At 55.6% G+C, this 17409-nt stretch carries 18 protein-coding genes; 4 read left to right on the top strand and 14 right to left on the bottom strand.

The annotated features are described in order from the left end of the window. Nucleotides 1-142: integrase core domain-containing protein (locus tag ACLRGG_RS19170; protein WP_416251259.1), on the top strand; the 142-nt coding region annotated here is incomplete at its 5' end. Nucleotides 143-559: 417 nt separating this feature from the next. Beyond that, on the top strand, nt 560-3121 hold the full coding sequence (gene mutS / locus ACLRGG_RS19165; protein WP_416251258.1) for a DNA mismatch repair protein MutS: 2562 nt from the start codon (nt 560-562) through the stop codon (nt 3119-3121). Nucleotides 3122-3263: 142 nt separating this feature from the next. Here mutS and rpoS read toward each other — a convergent pair whose 3' ends face one another. From rpoS to cysG, 13 genes are all read right to left on the bottom strand, one after another. Then, entirely contained in the window at nt 3264-4256 is a 993-nt protein-coding gene (rpoS, locus tag ACLRGG_RS19160; RefSeq protein WP_067707659.1) for an RNA polymerase sigma factor RpoS, read from the bottom strand. A 50-nt stretch (nt 4257-4306) separates the two neighbouring features. Further along, on the bottom strand, nt 4307-5413 hold the full coding sequence (nlpD, locus tag ACLRGG_RS19155; protein WP_416251256.1) for a murein hydrolase activator NlpD: 1107 nt from the start codon (nt 5411-5413) through the stop codon (nt 4307-4309). Nucleotides 5414-5562: 149 nt separating this feature from the next. Continuing rightward, a complete protein-coding gene (locus tag ACLRGG_RS19150; RefSeq protein WP_416251255.1) occupies nt 5563-6189 on the bottom strand; it encodes a protein-L-isoaspartate(D-aspartate) O-methyltransferase in 627 nt (208 codons plus the stop codon). Beyond that, nucleotides 6183-6944, bottom strand: a complete 762-nt coding sequence (surE, locus tag ACLRGG_RS19145; protein ID WP_416251254.1) for a 5'/3'-nucleotidase SurE — start codon at nt 6942-6944, stop codon at nt 6183-6185. Before surE ends, ACLRGG_RS19150 begins: the two co-directional genes overlap by 7 nt. After that, a complete protein-coding gene (truD, locus tag ACLRGG_RS19140; protein WP_416251253.1) occupies nt 6925-7974 on the bottom strand; it encodes a tRNA pseudouridine(13) synthase TruD in 1050 nt (349 codons plus the stop codon). The genes surE and truD overlap by 20 nt, the downstream gene beginning before the upstream one ends. Next, nucleotides 7974-8453 (bottom strand): 2-C-methyl-D-erythritol 2,4-cyclodiphosphate synthase, encoded by a 480-nt coding sequence (ispF, locus tag ACLRGG_RS19135; RefSeq protein ID WP_416251252.1) that lies wholly within the window; start codon nt 8451-8453, stop codon nt 7974-7976. The genes truD and ispF overlap by 1 nt, the downstream gene beginning before the upstream one ends. Next, a complete protein-coding gene (ispD, locus tag ACLRGG_RS19130) occupies nt 8453-9169 on the bottom strand; it encodes a 2-C-methyl-D-erythritol 4-phosphate cytidylyltransferase (protein WP_416251251.1) in 717 nt (238 codons plus the stop codon). The genes ispF and ispD overlap by 1 nt, the downstream gene beginning before the upstream one ends. A 3-nt stretch (nt 9170-9172) precedes the next feature. Then, complete coding sequence (ftsB, locus tag ACLRGG_RS19125) at nt 9173-9493, bottom strand: cell division protein FtsB (RefSeq protein ID WP_067707636.1); 321 nt, start codon at nt 9491-9493, stop codon at nt 9173-9175. A 200-nt stretch (nt 9494-9693) separates the two neighbouring features. Further along, nucleotides 9694-10014, bottom strand: coding sequence for a DUF3561 family protein (locus ACLRGG_RS19120; RefSeq protein ID WP_416251250.1), 321 nt, complete (start codon nt 10012-10014; stop codon nt 9694-9696). Between the two features lie 56 nt (nt 10015-10070). Further along, entirely contained in the window at nt 10071-10679 is a 609-nt protein-coding gene (gene cysC, locus ACLRGG_RS19115; RefSeq protein WP_416251249.1) for an adenylyl-sulfate kinase, read from the bottom strand. Between the two features lies 1 nt (nt 10680). Next, nucleotides 10681-12108, bottom strand: coding sequence for a sulfate adenylyltransferase subunit CysN (gene cysN / locus ACLRGG_RS19110; RefSeq protein WP_416251248.1), 1428 nt, complete (start codon nt 12106-12108; stop codon nt 10681-10683). Nucleotides 12109-12117: 9 nt separating this feature from the next. Beyond that, nucleotides 12118-13026 carry a sulfate adenylyltransferase subunit CysD gene (cysD, locus tag ACLRGG_RS19105; protein ID WP_416251247.1) on the bottom strand — a complete coding sequence of 303 codons (909 nt, stop codon included), beginning with the start codon at nt 13024-13026 and terminating at the stop codon, nt 12118-12120. A 9-nt stretch (nt 13027-13035) separates the two neighbouring features. After that, entirely contained in the window at nt 13036-14451 is a 1416-nt protein-coding gene (gene cysG, locus ACLRGG_RS19100) for a siroheme synthase CysG (RefSeq protein WP_416251257.1), read from the bottom strand. 333 nt (nt 14452-14784) lie between these two features. Here cysG and ACLRGG_RS19095 point away from each other — a divergent pair, with 333 nt between their 5' ends. After that, nucleotides 14785-15069, top strand: coding sequence for a YciI family protein (locus ACLRGG_RS19095; protein ID WP_416251246.1), 285 nt, complete (start codon nt 14785-14787; stop codon nt 15067-15069). A gap of 252 nt (nt 15070-15321) precedes the next feature. Then, complete coding sequence (locus ACLRGG_RS19090; protein WP_416251245.1) at nt 15322-16626, top strand: SGNH/GDSL hydrolase family protein; 1305 nt, start codon at nt 15322-15324, stop codon at nt 16624-16626. 49 nt (nt 16627-16675) lie between these two features. Here ACLRGG_RS19090 and ACLRGG_RS19085 read toward each other — a convergent pair whose 3' ends face one another. Then, complete coding sequence (locus tag ACLRGG_RS19085; RefSeq protein ID WP_416251244.1) at nt 16676-17407, bottom strand: phosphoadenosine phosphosulfate reductase; 732 nt, start codon at nt 17405-17407, stop codon at nt 16676-16678. Nucleotides 17408-17409: the final 2 nt, after the last annotated feature.

The following is a 17409-nucleotide window of genomic DNA, read 5'->3' as shown; positions in this document are numbered from 1 at the left end:
GGATGAAGCGCGGGAAATAACGCAGCGCTGGCTGAATGAATACAACAGTGAGCGGCCTCATGAATCCCTGAATAACCTGACGCCGGAAGAATATGGGCTGATGGCTGAGAAACTGGAAATCTCAAAAAGTGCGTGGAACTAAAACTGGGATACTTACATTTACGTCTGCAATTTCGGTATTGGAGCGAGCCTGAGAATGCCATGAATCAGGCTGTTTCCCGTATAAAAAGGTACTATTCAATAAATTTTCACCCTGAGTTGCGAACGCTCTCGCATGCCTGTTCGAAACGAACATTATCCGATATTTTTCCGACTCCAGCCCTGATAACCTTCAATAAAATAGTGACCCGATAAGCGCTACTGTTACCAGGGCCGCTTTCCCTGGTATCGGGTAACACCGTCATCTCAGGGATGAATCCTGCGGGTTGTCAGTGATATGATAGGCCCCATGTACGGGATTTTTTTCTCGCCGGTAGCCGGAATACTTTTGGCTTACAAATTGCGGATTCGGAGAGGCGAACAGCGTTGCACCTGAATTCCAAAGATGAGTAAATTCAATATGAAAGAGTCTGTAGACAGGGACCTCTCGACCCACACACCAATGATGCAGCAGTACCTGCGCCTCAAGGCTGAGCATCCGGAAATCCTGCTATTTTATCGCATGGGGGATTTCTATGAACTGTTCTACGACGATGCCAAACGGGCATCACAGCTGCTTGAAATTTCCCTGACCAAACGCGGTGCTTCCGCCGGCGAACCCATTCCGATGGCCGGTGTACCCTACCATGCGGTGGAAAACTACCTGGCTAAGCTGGTGCATCTGGGTGAATCCGTTGCTATCTGTGAGCAGATTGGCGACCCGGCAACGAGCAAAGGTCCGGTTGAGCGCAAGGTCGTGCGTATTGTCACGCCGGGTACCATCAGCGATGAAGCGCTGCTGCAGGAGCGCCAGGATAATCTGCTGGCAGCCATCTGGCAGGGCCCGCGTGGCTTTGGCTTCGCGACGCTTGATATCAGCTCCGGGCGCTTTCGCCTGGCAGAGCCAACCGATAACGAAACCATGGCTGCCGAGCTGCAGCGCACGAATCCCGCTGAACTTCTCTATTCAGAAGATTTTGCGGCGATGTCACTTATTGATAACCGTCGCGGTCTGCGTCGTCGGCCGCTGTGGGAATTTGAGGTAGAAACGGCCCGCCAGCAGCTGAATATGCAGTTTGGCACCCGCGATTTGAGTGGCTTCGGCGTCGAGCAGGCCGAGCTGGCCCTGCGGGCAGCAGGCTGCCTGTTGCAGTATGCAAAGGATACGCAGCGTACCTCGCTGCCACATATCCGCTCGCTGACCATGGAGCGCCAGCAGGATGGCATCATCATGGATGCTGCCACCCGGCGTAATCTGGAGATTACTCAGAATCTGGCCGGAGGCAGTGAAAACACCCTGGCCTCGGTGCTGGATAAGACCGTTACACCGATGGGCAGCCGCATGCTGAAACGCTGGCTGCATATGCCCGTGCGTGACAGCCAGATTATTATTAACCGCCAGCAAAGCATTGGCGCGCTGCAGGACTTTTCTGCCGAACTCTCGCCGCTGCTGCGCCAGGTTGGCGACCTTGAGCGGATCCTGGCGAGGCTGGCGCTCCGTACCGCACGGCCACGCGATCTTGCCCGTATGCGTCATGCCTTCCAGCAGCTTCCGCAGCTGGATGCCCTGCTGGCAGATGGTGAAACCCCGCATCTGCAAACGCTGCGTACGCAGATGGGCCAGTTTGAGGAGCTGCTGGCGCTGCTGGAAAACGCCATCGTCGAGACGCCGCCGGTACTGGTGCGTGATGGCGGCGTGATAGCCCCGGGCTACAATGCCGAGCTGGATGAGTGGCGGGCGCTGGCAGATGGCGCGACCGACTATCTGGACCGCCTGGAGATCCGCGAACGCGAGAAGCTGGGGCTGGATACGCTTAAGGTCGGCTTCAACGGCGTCCACGGCTACTATATCCAGGTTAGTCGGGGTCAGAGTCACCTGGTGCCCATTAACTATGTACGCCGCCAGACGTTAAAGAATGCCGAACGCTATATCATTCCCGAGCTGAAAGAGTACGAAGATAAAGTTCTCACGTCGAAAGGCAAAGCGCTGGCGCTGGAAAAATCGCTGTATGAACAGCTGTTCGATCTTCTGCTGCCTCACCTTGAAGCGCTCCAGCTCAGTGCCGCCGCTCTTGCCGAGCTGGACGTGCTGGCGAACCTTGCCGAGCGCGCATGGACGCTGAACTACGCCTGTCCGACACTAAGCGAAAAACCGGGGATTAAACTGACTGGCGCACGGCATCCGGTGGTTGAGCAGGTACTGAAAGAGCCGTTTATCGCTAACCCTCTTTCACTGTCGCCGCAGCGTCGTATGCTGGTGATCACCGGTCCGAATATGGGTGGTAAAAGTACCTATATGCGTCAGGCGGCGCTGATTACACTGATGGCGTACATTGGCAGCTATGTCCCCGCTGAACAGGCACTTATTGGGCCAGTGGACCGTATTTTCACCCGCGTCGGCGCTGCGGACGATTTGGCGTCTGGTCGCTCTACCTTTATGGTTGAAATGACCGAAACGGCCAATATTCTGCACAATGCCACCGGGCACAGCCTGGTACTGATGGATGAGATCGGTCGCGGTACCTCGACCTATGATGGTCTGTCGCTGGCCTGGGCCTGCGCTGAAAGCCTCGCGAACCGTATTAAATCGATGACGTTGTTTGCTACCCACTACTTTGAGCTGACCACGCTTCCCGAAAAAATGGAAGGCGTAGCCAACGTACATCTGGACGCCATTGAGCATGGCGATACGATTGCCTTTATGCACAGCGTGCAGGAGGGGGCCGCCAGTAAAAGCTATGGTCTTGCGGTAGCTGCGCTGGCGGGCGTGCCTAAGGAAGTGATCAAACGCGCCCGGCAAAAGCTGAAGGAGCTGGAAACCCTGTCTGGCAACGCCGCAGCGACTCCGGGAGATGGCCCTCAGCTTCCGCTGCTGGTTGAGGAGACCTCTCCCGCAGTTGAAGCCCTGGAAGCGCTGGATCCTGATTCTCTTTCACCACGCCAGGCGCTGGAGTGGATTTACCGCCTGAAGTCTCTGGTTTAGCCCGGTCCCAGGCCTGCGCTCATTTCGCGGGCCTTGCCGTAGCACGACGGCCTGACCTCTGTCCGATACCCCTGGCTGGGTACAGGCAATAAAAAAGCGGTGGCTTTTGCCACCGCTTTTCGCATTAACCTAATACAGACTTCTATTCGCGGAACAGAGCTTCGATATTCAGTCCCTGCGCCTGCAAAATTTCACGCAGACGACGCAGACCTTCAACCTGAATCTGACGAACACGTTCGCGGGTCAGACCGATTTCCCGGCCTACATCCTCCAACGTTGCCGCTTCATAGCCTAACAGGCCGAAACGACGAGCCAGTACTTCACGCTGCTTGGCGTTCAGCTCGAACAACCATTTGACGATGCTTTGCTTCATATCATCGTCCTGCGTGGTATCTTCCGGGCCGTTGTCTTTATCATCGGCCAGGATGTCCAGCAGCGCTTTCTCAGAATCCCCACCCAAAGGTGTGTCAACTGATGTAATGCGTTCGTTGAGGCGCAGCATACGGCTGACGTCGTCAACAGGTTTATCAAGCTGCTCAGCTATCTCTTCGGCACTTGGCTCGTGATCCAGCTTGTGGGCCAGTTCGCGCGCAGTACGCAGATAGACGTTCAGCTCTTTTACGATGTGAATCGGCAGGCGAATGGTACGGGTTTGGTTCATGATAGCCCGTTCAATCGTCTGACGAATCCACCAGGTAGCGTAGGTAGAGAAGCGGAACCCTCTTTCCGGGTCAAACTTTTCTACGGCGCGGATTAAACCGAGGTTACCTTCTTCAATCAGGTCCAGCAGGGCCAGACCGCGATTGCTGTAACGACGGGCAATCTTAACTACCAGACGTAGATTACTTTCAATCATGCGACGGCGCGATGGAACATCACCACGTAGCGCACGACGGGCAAAGAAAACCTCTTCCTCTGCCGTTAGAAGGGGAGAGTAACCAATTTCTCCCAGGTAGAGCTGCGTCGCATCCAGCACGCGTTGCGTTGCGCCTTGTGACAACAGCTCTTCTTCAGCTAAGTCATTATCAGCAGGTTCATTTCCGACAAGAGCCTTCTCATCAAAAACCTCAGCTCCGTTTTCGTCGAATTCCGCGTCTTCATTTAACTCATTAACTTTCAGCGTATTCTGGCTCATAAGCGGCTCCTACCCGTGATCCCAGGGCAGAACACCAGGGTTCTGCCGGTTTATCGCTGCGGTAAATAACGCAACGGGTTTACGGATTTCCCCTTGTAACGAATTTCAAAATGCAATCTAACCGAGCTCGTGCCGGTACTACCCATAGTGGCAATCTTCTGACCCGCTTTAACTTCTTGTTGCTCGCGGACCAGCATCGTGTCGTTATGGGCATATGCACTCAGGTAATCATCATTATGTTTGATGATAATCAAATTACCGTAACCGCGCAGCGCATTCCCGGCGTAAACAACGCGCCCTGAGGCGGTTGAAACAACGGGCTGTCCACGGGTCCCCGCGATATCAATACCTTTATTGCCTCCTTCGGACGCAGAAAAGTTATCGATAATCTTACCGTCAGTCGGCCATCTCCAGCTACCCACAGGGGTAGTACTGGTGGTTGTGCTGCTGACGGTTGGGGTGGTAACCGGCGCTGTTGTCGTTGCAACAGTATTTGTGCCGGATGAGGGCAGCATTTTGCCTTCACTTGGCTTACCTGAATCCTCAGAGTACGTAATTACTGGCTGCTGTGCAACCGTTCCGCCTTTAATTTGTGGAGTGGTCGGCTGAGTCGGTACCCCCCCCGCCGTTGCGTCAGCTGCGGTGATAGCGTTTCCACCGGTGAGCGTACCACCGGAGCCATTACTCACCTGCAATTGCTGGCCCACATTGAGACTGTAAGGCGCGGGAATATTGTTTCGCTGCGCAAGATCGCGGAAATCGTTTCCAGTAATCCACGCGATATAAAACAGGGTATCGCCATGTTTGACCGTGTAGGTCTGCCCGCTGTAGCTACCTTTAGGAATATTCCCATAAGCACGATTGTAAACAATGTGCCCATTTTGGGTGACAACGCTCTGACTTTCGCCAGAACTGGCCATAACAGGCTGACTGACCGGCTGTGGCGCGTTAGTAGAAATGGATGAGGGCCGGGCAATCAGGCCGCCACCTGTGCTGCTGTCTGCACTGACTGAGGAGGTCATACCCGAGTCAGCATTACTGCCCACCGAACTAATGGGTGCCTGAGTATTACTGCTGGAGCAGCCTGCCAGCCAAAAACCTACCAGCGAAACGGCCGCAATACGGCGCAATTTGAAATCTGGGCTTCCCGTGCTCATTTAAATCCCCCGTTACGGCACTACTGCGGCAGCTGTCCATCCAGCTATCGGCTGGACAGCGGTGTTGATAAAAATTCAATTATTCAGATAGTAACAATATCGTCGTTCGCTCGCTATTCACAGATGTATGCAATTGCGTACGACCTTAATCAGGCCAGTTCGCCTTTCACCAACGGGACAAAACGCACTGGCTCAATGGTGTCGACAATATACTCTGCGGCGCGACGGCGGATCCGCTTCAGCTGCTGATGCTCTTCACCTACCGGCAATACCATAATTCCCCCCTCATCCAGCTGAGACATCAGCTCAAGGGGAATTTCCGGTGGGGCAGCGGTGACAATAATAGCGTCAAACGGCCCGCGTGAGGGCCAGCCCTGCCAGCCATCACCGTGGCGCGTGGAGACATTATGCAGATCCAGCTGTTTCAGCCTTCGCTTAGCCTGCCACTGCAGGCCTTTGATCCGTTCGACGGAAAAAACGTGTTCGACAAGATGCGCCAGAATTGCCGTCTGATACCCGGAGCCTGTGCCGATTTCCAGCACGCGCGACGCGGGCGTCAACGTCAGCAGCGAGGTCATTTTCGCCACCATATAGGGCTGAGAGATGGTCTGGCCGGAGCCAATCGGCAGCGCCATATTTTCCCAGGCCTTATGTTCAAAGGCTTCATCGACGAAGCGCTCGCGCGGCACCTCCTCAATGGCTTTTAGCAGGCGTTCATCCTCAATGCCCTGCTGGCGCAGCTGCGCCAGCAGCGTATCAATACGTCTGCTCACCATTGGCGGCCCACCCCGGCCTGATCCAGCCAGTCTGACAGTACTGCCTGAGCGGCATGGGCGGTTAAATCGACATGCAGGGCGGTGACGGAGACATAGCCCTCATCAACGGCGGCAAAGTCGGTATCCGGCCCGGCATCCAGTTTTTCGCCGGGCGGCCCGATCCAGTAAAGGGTATTGCCACGCGGATCCTGCTGCGGGATCACCCCATCGCTGGGATGGCGGCTACCGCAGCGGGTAACGCGTATGCCTTTGATCTCAGAGAGCGGAAGGTCCGGCACGTTGATATTAAGGATGCGCCCGGTGCGAAGCGGCTCGCGCTGCAAAGCGCGCAGGATGGTGCAGGTCACCGCCGCCGCAGTCTCATAGTACTGGTAGCCGTTAAGGGAGACCGCCAGTGCGGGCAGTCCAAGGTGACGCCCTTCCATCGCTGCGGCTACGGTGCCGGAGTAAATTACGTCATCACCGAGGTTCGGCCCGGCGTTGATGCCGGACACCACAATATCGGGTCCGGGCTGCATCAGCCGGTTTACGCCCAGGTAAACGCAGTCGGTCGGCGTGCCCATCTGCACGGCGATATCGCCACCGGGGTAGCTAAAGGTACGAAGCGGAGTATCGAGCGTCAGCGAGTTCGAGGCGCCGCTGCGATTGCGATCGGGAGCAACAACCTGCACGTCAGCAAATTCCCGCAGTGCCGTAGCCAGCACCTGGATACCAGGCGCATGAATACCGTCATCGTTACTCAGCAATATTCGCATCGTTACCTTCCTGTTCGACAATTTCCCGCACCACGCTGGTGGCAAAGCTGCCTGCCGGAAGCCAGAAGTTCAGCTCAAGGGTCACATCATCCCACCAGCGCCAGAGCAGATCGCGCGGCACCACCAGTAGCGACCGGCGCGCCGCATCTACGCGCTCACGCTCAAGCAGTGTAATCAATTCTGCTTCCGCTGCCAGGCTCTGCTGCTCAAATGCCAGCGCGCTGCCTTTGGTACCCCACTCGCCGCTGCCAGGAAGCGGTGCGGTGATCCGCAGTTCATCCTGGCTGACGCGGGTTTGAAGCGTCTCCAGCTCAGCCTCATCAGCCACAAACCAGCTGCCGCGTCCGGTGAGCTGCAGCGCGTCACCGTCCATAACCTGCTTAAGCGATCCCTGCTGCGCCAGGCGGTCGCTGGCAACCTGATTGAACAGCGCGCTGCGGGCGGCAGAGAGCAGAAAGCTGCGCTTGCTGCGTTCGCGAACGCGTAATTCGTTCGATGCCCAGCGCTGTGCCATCACCAGGTTATTTCCCTGATGCCCAAAGCGCTGTTCACCGAAGTAGTTCGGTACGCCAGCCACCTTAATCTGTTCCAGCCGCTGCTCGACCGCCTCGCGGTCAGTGACCTGCCGCAAAATCAGGGTGAATGCGTTTCCCTGCAGCGCACCGGTTCGCAGTTTCCGTCGGTGGCGGGCGCTTTCAAGCACGTCACACCCTTCCAGCTGAAACGCTGAGAAGTCGGGGGTCACTTTTCCGGGAATGCGCAGGCAAAACCACTGCTCGGTCACGGCATGGCGATCTTTCATGCCGGCAAAGCTGACGTCCCGTGGATGTACACCAGCAAATTTAGCCAGCGCCTCTGCGACAAAGCGGGTGTTACAGCCATTTTTACGCACGCGGACCAGCAGCTGTTCGCCGTCGCCGTCTGGCCGGTAGCCCAGGTCTTCAATGACGATAAAGTCTTCCGGGTTAGCTTTAACCACGCCCGCAGACGTGGGTTTGCCATGCAGCCAGCTCAGCTCGTTCAGGGTCATTATCTGACCGCCTTTAACAGCAGCGCCACCGCTTCACAGGCGATGCCCTCTCCGCGACCGGTAAAACCCAGCTTTTCCGTGGTCGTCGCCTTAACGTTGACGTCATCCATATGGATACCCAGGTCTTCGGCGATATTGATGCGCATCTGCGGAATGTGGGGCAACATTTTCGGTGCCTGAGCAATCAGGGTCACGTCTACGTTACCCAGCGTATAGCCCTTTTCAGCGATCTGTCGCCAGGCTTCGCGCAGCAGCTCGCGGCTGTCCGCACCTTTGTAAGCGGCATCGGTATCAGGAAATAGCTTGCCAATATCGCCGAGAGCCGCCGCCCCCAGCAGCGCATCGGTAAGCGCATGCAGCGCCACGTCACCATCAGAATGCGCCAGCAGCCCTTTATCGTAAGGAATACGTACGCCGCCGATAATCAGAGGGCCTGCGCCGCCAAAGGCGTGTACATCAAAACCGTGTCCGATACGCATTATGCGCTCTCCTCATTATGTAAATGTGTCAGGTAAAAGGCCGCCAGCGCCAAATCCTCGGGCCGCGTTACCTTGATATTATCGCTACGACCGGGGATCAGTTCTGGATGATAGCCACAGTATTCCAGCGCAGAGGCCTCATCGGTGATGGTCGCCCCTTCGCCCAGCGCCCGCACCAGGCAGTCGCGCAGTAGCGCCTGCGGGAAGAGCTGCGGCGTTAGCGCATGCCAGAGGTCCTGACGTTCTACGGTATGCGCAATCGTCTCCCTGCCAGGCTCACCGCGCTTCATGGTATCGCGAACGGGGGCAGCGAGGATGCCGCCCACCCTGCTGGTTTCAGTCAGCATAAGCAACTGTGTCAGGTCGTCAGGATGCAGACAGGGGCGCGCCGCGTCATGCACCAGCACCCAGGCAGCATCGGACGCCACCTGTAGCCCGGACAGCACGGAATCGGCACGCTCCTGACCGCCCACCACCACCCTAATCCTCGGGTCGCCTGCCACAGGCAGCGAGGCGAAAAAACGGTCGCTGGGGCTGATGGCGACAATAATGCGCCTAATCGCCGGATGGGCCAGCAGGCTGTCCAGCGTATGTTCCAGTATGGTTTTGCCGTTAATGGCGAGATATTGCTTCGGGCATTCTGACTGCATGCGGCTACCGATACCCGCAGCGGGTACGATAGCGATGACGTGCGGAAAAGAGACGGCGATGTTCATGGCTTATCGCTGCTGACCGTTGGGGATCCCCTGCTGCGCGTTTCGTTTATTTTGATCCGGCACAAGGCGATAGAAGGTCTCGCCGGGTTTAATCATCCCCAGCTCGTTACGTGCGCGTTCCTCAATTGCTTCAGAACCGCCGTTAAGGTCGTCGATTTCTGCAAACAGCTGATCGTTTCGCGCTTTTAACTTCGCATTACTGCTTTGTTGTACCGCCACGTCTTCATTGACGCGCGTATAATCATGTATGCCGTTCTTGCCCAGCCAGAGCGAATACTGCAACCAGCCGAGAAGTACAAGTAACAGCAGCGTAAGTTTTCCCATCCCCGCCCCCTGAAAAACGGCCCAATCATCCCATAACTTTTGGCCGGACTCCACTCTGTCGGTGAAATAGCAGCATATTGGTGGTTCGGTGAGCAGAGTTGCAAGCTAATCCGGGCTACCCGGCAAAATTTTGTAACCGCAGTGGGGATTCAGACATTATATTCGCCCCTGAAAGCAGGCGGTGAAAGGCGGGCAGTCGGCTACCACCCGGAGAGCAGCGTGAACAGCAGCCAGAACAGGCAGACCACCGCCGCTACCGTGACCACTATCGTCCAGAGCAGATGGCCCCGCAGCAGCAGGCTGGAGGCAATGCCGGTCAGAACGGAAACGGGCAGCAATGCGAGGAAGAATGGCCACGTGTAGAGAAAAAAGAACAGCGTATTAGAGCCGTAGAGCAGAAACGGGATCGCCAGCGCGAACCAGTAAGCGGCGAAGCCCACCACTCCGCCGGGGAAAGACCAGGAAGTCTCTTCCGGGTCCCGGTCATCTTTGCGAGCCAGCATGGGCGTTACGTTTTGCATAAGTATCCTGTTGACGCGTAAGTCGGCCCGCTCTGAGGCGATTCGCCGTGGCTATCTCAGGCGTTGATAATATCGTGCTCACGCAGCAGATCTAACACTTGAACCAGCAATTTTGTTACCAATTGTTCCCCGTCCAGGTGGATTTCAGGCCGCTCTGGCGCCTCATAAACCGCATCAATACCGGTGAAATTCCGCAGCTCTCCGGCCCGGGCTTTTTTGTATAACCCCTTAGGGTCACGGGCCTCACAGATGGCCAGCGGCGTATCGACAAAAACTTCGATAAAGCGCCCTTTCCCCTGCATGTCCCGCACCATCTGACGCTCCGCCCGGTGAGGCGAAATAAAGGCGCTCAGCACCACCAGCCCGGCATCCACCATCAGCGTGGCCACTTCACCCACGCGACGAATATTCTCTTTACGGTCATCGTCGCTAAAGCCGAGATCGCGGCAGAGCCCATGACGCACGTTGTCGCCATCCAGCAGGTAGGTGCTGACGCCAAGACGGTGCAGCGCCTGCTCTACCGCCCCCGCCACCGTAGACTTACCGGACCCCGAGAGTCCGGTAAACCACAGCACCACACCCCGATGGCCATGCTGCTGCTCACGCGCGTCGCGCGTGATCGGGTGATCGTGCCAGACAACATTTTCGTCGTGAATGGCAGCCATTTTACTGTCCGCCCAGCAGATCGCGCGCGTTCCAGTGCGGAAAATGACGGCGTACCAGCGCATTCAGCTCCAGCTCAAAGGCACTGAAGTCGCCCTGGTGCTGAGGTGCATCCGCATGCGGCTCACGGATCATCCCGGCGCCCACCGTGACGTTGCTCAGCCGATCGATAAAGATCATGCCGCCGGTTACGGGGTTCTGCTGATAGTTATCCAGCACCATCGGCTCTTCAAACGTCACATCCACCAGGCCAATACCGTTGAGTGGCAGCCTGTCCACATCACGCTGGGTCAGGCTGTTGATTTCAACCTGATGCTGAACGTTGTCTACGCGGGCGCGGGTTTTCTTTCCAGCGATCTTGATATCAAAGCTCTGACCGGGCATCAGCGGCTGTTCCGCCATCCATACCACGTCAACGCTGGCAGACTGAACGGGCGCGAGTGTTTCGTCAGCGTTGACCAGCAGATCGCCACGGCTGATATCAATTTCATCCTTCAGCACCACGGTTATCGCTTCGCCGGCCTGGGCCTGCTCTACATCGCCGTCAAAGGTCACCAGGCGGGTTACCGTCGACTCAACGCCGGACGGCATCACCTTGATGCGCTGTCCGACCTGGAGCGAACCCGAAGCCAGAGTGCCCGCATAGCCGCGAAAGTCCAGGTTGGGGCGGTTAACATACTGCACTGGGAAGCGCATCGGCTGCTGTTCAACCACCCGCCTGATTTCAACGGTTTCCAGTACGTCCAGCAGGGTTGGGCCGCTGTACCAGCCCATAGCCGCACTCGGCGAAGCGACATTCTCGCCCTCGAGCGCGGACATCGGTACAAAGCGTATATCCAGATCGGCAGGCAGCTGAGTCGCGAAATCCAGGTAATCCTGGCGGATCTGTTCAAAGGTTTCTTCGCGGTAATCCACCAGGTCCATTTTATTGATTGCCACCACCAGATGGCGAATGCCCAGCAGCGTGGAGATAAAGCTGTGACGACGGGTCTGATCCAGTACGCCTTTACGCGCGTCAATCAACAGGATGGCTAAATCGCAGGTGGAGGCGCCGGTCGCCATATTACGGGTGTACTGTTCGTGACCGGGGGTGTCGGCAATAATAAATTTGCGCTTCTCAGTGGAGAAATAGCGATAGGCAACGTCAATGGTGATGCCCTGCTCCCGTTCTGCCTGCAGGCCGTCCACCAGCAGCGCCAGATCCAGCTTCTCACCCTGTGTACCGTGGCGCTTGCTGTCCGTGTGCAGGGAGGAGAGCTGATCCTCATAAATCTGTCGGGTATCGTGCAGCAGACGGCCTATCAGGGTACTTTTGCCATCGTCTACGCTGCCGCAGGTCAGAAAACGCAGCAAACTTTTGTGCTGCTGCGCGTGCAGCCAGGCTTCGACGCCGCCCTGATCGGCGATTTGTTGTGCAATGACGGTATTCATATCGGCTCCTTAGAAATAACCCTGGCGTTTCTTCAGCTCCATTGAGCCGGACTGATCGCGATCGATAACGCGCCCCTGACGTTCACTGGTGGTGGACACCAGCATCTCCTCGATGATTTCCGGCAGCGTCTGCGCTTCGGACTCCACCGCGCCGGTCAGCGGCCAGCAGCCCAGGGTACGGAAGCGCACCATCCGCTGCTTAATCTCTTCACCGGGCTGGAGATCAATACGGTCGTCATCAATCATCATCAGCATTCCGTCGCGTTCCAGCACCGGACGCTCGGCTGCCAGGTAGAGCGGAACAATTTCGATATTTTCCAGGAAGATGTACTGCCAGATATCCAGCTCGGTCCAGTTGGAGAGTGGGAATACGCGAATGCTTTCACCCTTGTTTATCTGGCCGTTGTAGTTGTGCCACAGTTCAGGACGCTGATTTTTCGGGTCCCAGCGGTGAAAACGGTCGCGGAAAGAGTAGATGCGCTCTTTCGCGCGGGATTTTTCTTCATCGCGTCGCGCACCGCCAAAGGCAGCATCAAAGTCATACTTGTTCAGCGCCTGCTTCAGCCCTTCCGTTTTCATGATATCCGTATGTCTGGCACTGCCGTGTACGAAGGGGTTAATGCCCATCGCCACGCCTTCCGGATTACGGTGTACCAGCAGCTCCGCGCCGATATCCTTCACCATGCGATCGCGGAATTCGTACATTTCACGAAACTTCCAGCCGGTATCGACGTGGAGCAGCGGAAAAGGCAGCGTGCCGGGATAGAAAGCCTTCCGCGCCAGATGCAGCATCACCGAGGAGTCTTTACCGATTGAGTACATCATTACCGGGTTGCCGAATTCTGCCGCCACTTCACGGATGATATGGATACTTTCCGCTTCCAGTTGACGCAGGTGGGTGAGTCGTTTTTGATCCATAACTTTTCCTCAAGCCAAATTCACAACGGCGGACTCACGTCCGGCCTGCTGCGCTGAATGTTGAAACCACGCCAGCTGCTGATGCAGATTGACCACTTCGCCAATGACCAGCAGCGCTGGCGTTGGCGCGCGCTGCGCGAGTTCTTCGAGTTGTGCCAGCGTGCCGGTCAGCACCTGCTGATCCTGACGCGTGCCGCGTCCGATGACCGCAACCGGCGTCGCGGCGTCGCGACCGTGGGCGATCAGTTGTGCAGCGATTTCAGCCGCCTTGACCGTTCCCATATAAATTGCCAGCGTCTGACGGGCGCGTGCCAGCGAAGGCCAGTCCATGCCTTCACCGTCGGCGCGGCAATGGCCGGTAATAAACAGCACGCTCTGGGCATGATCGCGGTGGGTAAGCGGGATACCAGCGTAGGCCGTCGCACCTGCTGCGGCAGTCACACCAGGCACCACCTGGAAAGGGATCCCTGCCTCGACCGCCGCCTGTAGCTCTTCGCCGCCGCGTCCAAAAATAAAGGGGTCGCCGCCCTTAAGCCGCACCACGCGCCTGCCCTTTCTGGCAAGTTCTACCAGCAGGCGGTTGGTCTCTTCCTGCGGCACCGAATGCGCGCTGGCGCGTTTGCCTACACAGATGCGATCTGCATCGCGGCGCACCAGGTCCAGAATCTCGTCGCTAACCAGGTGGTCGTACAGCACCACATCGGCCTGCTGCATCACCTGTAGCCCGCGCAGCGTGAGCAGCCCTGGATCGCCCGGTCCCGCTCCCACCAGAATGATTTCGCCCTGATTCGCCTCAGGGTGTGCCAGCTGCTGGTCAAGCGTCTCTCTTGCGCCCTCTACGTTCCCGGAGGCGACCTGGCTGGCAAACAGACCATTAAAGGCCGTTTCCCAGTAGCGCCGCCGCTCAGACATTTTGGTAAAGCGCTGTTTGACCTTGTCCCGCCACTGGCCGGCAATTTCTGCCATCTGCCCAAGGTTAGCGGGCAGCAGCGCTTCAAGCTTTTCACGCAGCAGTCGTGCCAGAACCGGCGCAGTGCCGCTGGAGGAGATAGCCACCACCAGGGGAGAGCGATCGACAATAGAGGGGAAGATAAAGGAGCATTTAGGCTGATCGTCAACCACGTTTGCCAGCAGGTGGCGGGCGCTGGCATCTTCAAATACCTGCGCGTTCAGCCGGGCGTCGTCGGTCGCCGCGATAACCAGAAAGACGCCGTCCAGCTGTGTACTGTGATAGGTCCCGGCCAGCCATTCAACGTCGCCGCTGTTGGCCAGCTGAGCCAGTTCTTCGCACAGCGCCAGCGCCGCAATCAGCACCCGGGCGCCCGCCCGGCGCAGCAGAACAATCTTGCGTGCGGCAACGTCGCCGCCGCCCACTACCAGCACCGGTTTGTTTCGGATGTCAGCAAATATTGGGAGATAATCCACGTCGGCCTTGTTGTTAATCACAGAGAGTTAGTGCGACTATACGGCCCCGGCTTAAGGTGAATGAAATTACTAATTGGAATGAGTAGTTACTGAATGGAATAAGGTGGCGGCAAAGCTTCGCATAAAATGTGCTTAGCGGATGATATTCAGGGAGTTTCAGCGGGCGCACGTTGCCCACCCGCCAGGCTGCCCGGCGCATTTTTTTAGCAGATTTATCCAGCCCGACAACAGCCTGCTGGCCGTTACCTGCTGCGAGTCGCATGATGACGGTTTCCTCCTGTCTGCTGTCCGGCAGGTTACCCTGAAAATCCTGATACTCTCAACGGAGCAACTATGTTTATTGTCAATCTCACTTACACCCGCCCGATGGCGGATATTGAAGCGCTACTCGACGCCCATATTAGCTGGCTGGATAACTACTTTGATAAGGGGATATTTATCACCGCTGGACGCAAAGAGCCCCGGACCGGCGGCGTTATTCTGGTTAAAGATATTGACGCTAAGCAGCTGGATACAATCCTTGCCGAGGACCCCTTTGTTGCAGTGGCCGACTATAGCGTGATCAAAGTGAATATTACCCGTACTGCCGCCGATTTCAATATTCTCAAGAATATATAATCCTGGAAAGTGCGGAGTAAAACTTCCGTGCTGAAGGCTAAATAATAGAAGTTATTTTTAACAAACAGAGCAGAACCAGGATAACCCACCAGCCGCAGAGTAAATGTTCACTGCGGCTCTTTTATTTTTCTTACCATCAAAAAAAGCAATAACTCCCTCCTTCGCTAAGAAACATCCCGACTTATACTGTAATCATGCCTTTTATTCAGCATTAATGACAACCTCGACCTATATTAATACAAAAGGGATAAAATGAAAAATACCTTACTGTTACTTTATCTGTCTGCGTGTTTATTACTCCCGGCCAGCCACGCGGAGGAGGCCCTCAATTACTCTTTAACCGAAAGAATTAATAATGACCGCAAGGTGGGCCCATCGCCTCTGGATATAAATACTTCGAAAGACCAGCGCGAAGTGGATAAATCGACCACCACCTACCTGAGATGCATTTATAAAGAATCAGCTGATAATACCGACACCCACAGCAGCTACGAATGGGCCGTTAATGAGGATAACAGCTGGTATAAGCTTCAGGGCTATTGGAAAAACGGGGGATTACTTGCCTGGGCAAACATGTTTTACACCGATAATGACCAGGATAAATTACAGAACATTTGCAAAGCTACGTTAAAAAAAAAGCGTCTCAACACTCAGCTAATTTTGCCCTATGCGGCTAATAACTTTTTGTCTTTCAACCATACTATCTGGAGCTCAACGCAGGCGAAGGATGTGAACAAAAAAATTGAAAGGATGGTCATTTTTGGCGATAGTCTGTCTGATGTGAATAACATGTATACGGCAACAAATTTCATTGCCCCCAACAGGACCACCTGGTTCAACGGACACTTTACCAACGGTTTGGTATGGCACGAATATCTGGCTAAAAGAATGAATATTACCTCGTACAGCTGGGCGGTAGGTGGAGCAACCTCCGATGCCGGATCGGTCATTCCGTTCACGCCTGGGTTCAGTGAACAAATTGCTTCATTCCTGACATATTTTAAAGCAGCAGGCAGTTATGATGTTACAAAAACGCTGTTTACCGTGCTGTTTGGTGGTAATGATTTCATCAATGCCGATAAAGACCCCACGTATGTGGTTAATGATATCTACCTGGGGGTACAGAATCTGATAATTAATGGTGCTAAGCAGGTAGCCGTAATAAATCTTCCCGATATTTCTAAAGCGCCCGCTGCGCATCAGATTGCGTGGATCGTCGATCAGAAGACGAAAGAGTATAACCGGCAGCTGGCGCAAATGGTTTCCGATCTGAATATCACTTATGCAGGCAAGGCAGAAATTCTTCTGATTGATATCAACACGCCGTTCAGTGACATTTTGACCAATCCGAAAAAATATAATATCAGTAATACTCGGGATAGCTGTCTGGATCTGAAAAATAATGCGGCAGCTAACTATACTTTACATTATAACATCTCGCCCGCCTGTAAAGCTAACAGCCGCGTTGTCTTTTGGGATCACATCCATCCCGGCACCGTTATACATGAAATTATGGCTGATGATATTTATAACGATTTGTCGAATAAGTTGAAATAATGAGCATTATATCCACCGGGCGCTCTGACCCGGTGGATAAGCTGACAGCTTATTCGTGCAGCCCGCACTCACGCTTCAGGCCAAAGAAACGCGTCTCTTCTTCCGCCATTCCCGGCTCCCATTTACGCGTGGTATGCGTATCCCCTACCGAGAGATAACCCTCATCCCACAGCGGATGGTAACCGAGGCCATGGGCTTTCAGATATTGATGAACCTGGCGATTATCCCAGTCGATAATCGGTAACACCTTAAACACGCCGCGCTGAATAGCCAGCACTGGCAGATTTGCCCGACTGCTGGACTGATCGCGGCGCAGGCCGGCAAACCAGGTCTGTCCGTTCAGCGTTTCCAGCGCACGGCTCATCGGTTCGACTTTATTGATTTGATTGTAGCGCTCTATCCCTTCCACGCCCTGCTCCCAGAGTTTGCCGTAGCGTGCCTCCTGCCAGGCGGCACTCTGCCTGGCGCGAAACACCTGAAGGTTGAGATCCAGCTTCTCCGTCAGCTCGTCAATAAAGCGATAAGTCTCCGGGAACAGATAGCCGGTGTCGGTAAGTATCACCGGGATGCCCGGCTTCGCCTGATTGACCAGGTGCAGGCTGACCGCCGCCTGAATACCAAAGCTTGAGGAGAGCACCGCTTCGCCAGGCAGATTTTCCAGCGCCCACTGCACGCGTTCCTGAGCGGAGAGCGCCTCAAGCTGGGTATTCGCCTCGGCCAGCGCCATTACGCGCTCAACTTTCGGCAGATCATTCAGTGCAGAGAGATCGAGTACAGACATGT

It is taken from the genome of Erwinia sp. PPS120 (genome assembly GCF_047918655.1).
Lineage (GTDB): Bacteria > Pseudomonadota > Gammaproteobacteria > Enterobacterales > Enterobacteriaceae > Erwinia > Erwinia tasmaniensis_A.
The sequence above is the reverse complement of the archived record's forward strand: the minus strand, read 5'-3'. Positions and strand labels throughout refer to the sequence as shown.

What these genes read in the sequence shown, in the direction of transcription:
- truD (WP_416251253.1), bottom strand. Translation starts at nt 7,974, where the DNA reads ATGACCCTGAACGAGCTGAGCTGGCTGCATGGCAAACCCACGTCTGCG.
- ACLRGG_RS19120 (WP_416251250.1), bottom strand. Translation starts at nt 10,014, where the DNA reads ATGCAAAACGTAACGCCCATGCTGGCTCGCAAAGATGACCGGGACCCG.
- cysC (WP_416251249.1), bottom strand. Translation starts at nt 10,679, where the DNA reads ATGGCTGCCATTCACGACGAAAATGTTGTCTGGCACGATCACCCGATC.
- nlpD (WP_416251256.1), bottom strand. Translation starts at nt 5,413, where the DNA reads ATGAGCACGGGAAGCCCAGATTTCAAATTGCGCCGTATTGCGGCCGTT.
- ACLRGG_RS19150 (WP_416251255.1), bottom strand. Translation starts at nt 6,189, where the DNA reads ATGGTGAGCAGACGTATTGATACGCTGCTGGCGCAGCTGCGCCAGCAG.
- ACLRGG_RS19095 (WP_416251246.1), top strand. Translation starts at nt 14,785, where the DNA reads ATGTTTATTGTCAATCTCACTTACACCCGCCCGATGGCGGATATTGAA.
- ispD (WP_416251251.1), bottom strand. Translation starts at nt 9,169, where the DNA reads ATGAACATCGCCGTCTCTTTTCCGCACGTCATCGCTATCGTACCCGCT.
- cysN (WP_416251248.1), bottom strand. Translation starts at nt 12,108, where the DNA reads ATGAATACCGTCATTGCACAACAAATCGCCGATCAGGGCGGCGTCGAA.
- mutS (WP_416251258.1), top strand. Translation starts at nt 560, where the DNA reads ATGAAAGAGTCTGTAGACAGGGACCTCTCGACCCACACACCAATGATG.
- cysD (WP_416251247.1), bottom strand. Translation starts at nt 13,026, where the DNA reads ATGGATCAAAAACGACTCACCCACCTGCGTCAACTGGAAGCGGAAAGT.
- ftsB (WP_067707636.1), bottom strand. Translation starts at nt 9,493, where the DNA reads ATGGGAAAACTTACGCTGCTGTTACTTGTACTTCTCGGCTGGTTGCAG.
- ACLRGG_RS19085 (WP_416251244.1), bottom strand. Translation starts at nt 17,407, where the DNA reads ATGTCTGTACTCGATCTCTCTGCACTGAATGATCTGCCGAAAGTTGAG.
- rpoS (WP_067707659.1), bottom strand. Translation starts at nt 4,256, where the DNA reads ATGAGCCAGAATACGCTGAAAGTTAATGAGTTAAATGAAGACGCGGAA.
- ispF (WP_416251252.1), bottom strand. Translation starts at nt 8,453, where the DNA reads ATGCGTATCGGACACGGTTTTGATGTACACGCCTTTGGCGGCGCAGGC.
- surE (WP_416251254.1), bottom strand. Translation starts at nt 6,944, where the DNA reads ATGCGAATATTGCTGAGTAACGATGACGGTATTCATGCGCCTGGTATC.
- ACLRGG_RS19090 (WP_416251245.1), top strand. Translation starts at nt 15,322, where the DNA reads ATGAAAAATACCTTACTGTTACTTTATCTGTCTGCGTGTTTATTACTC.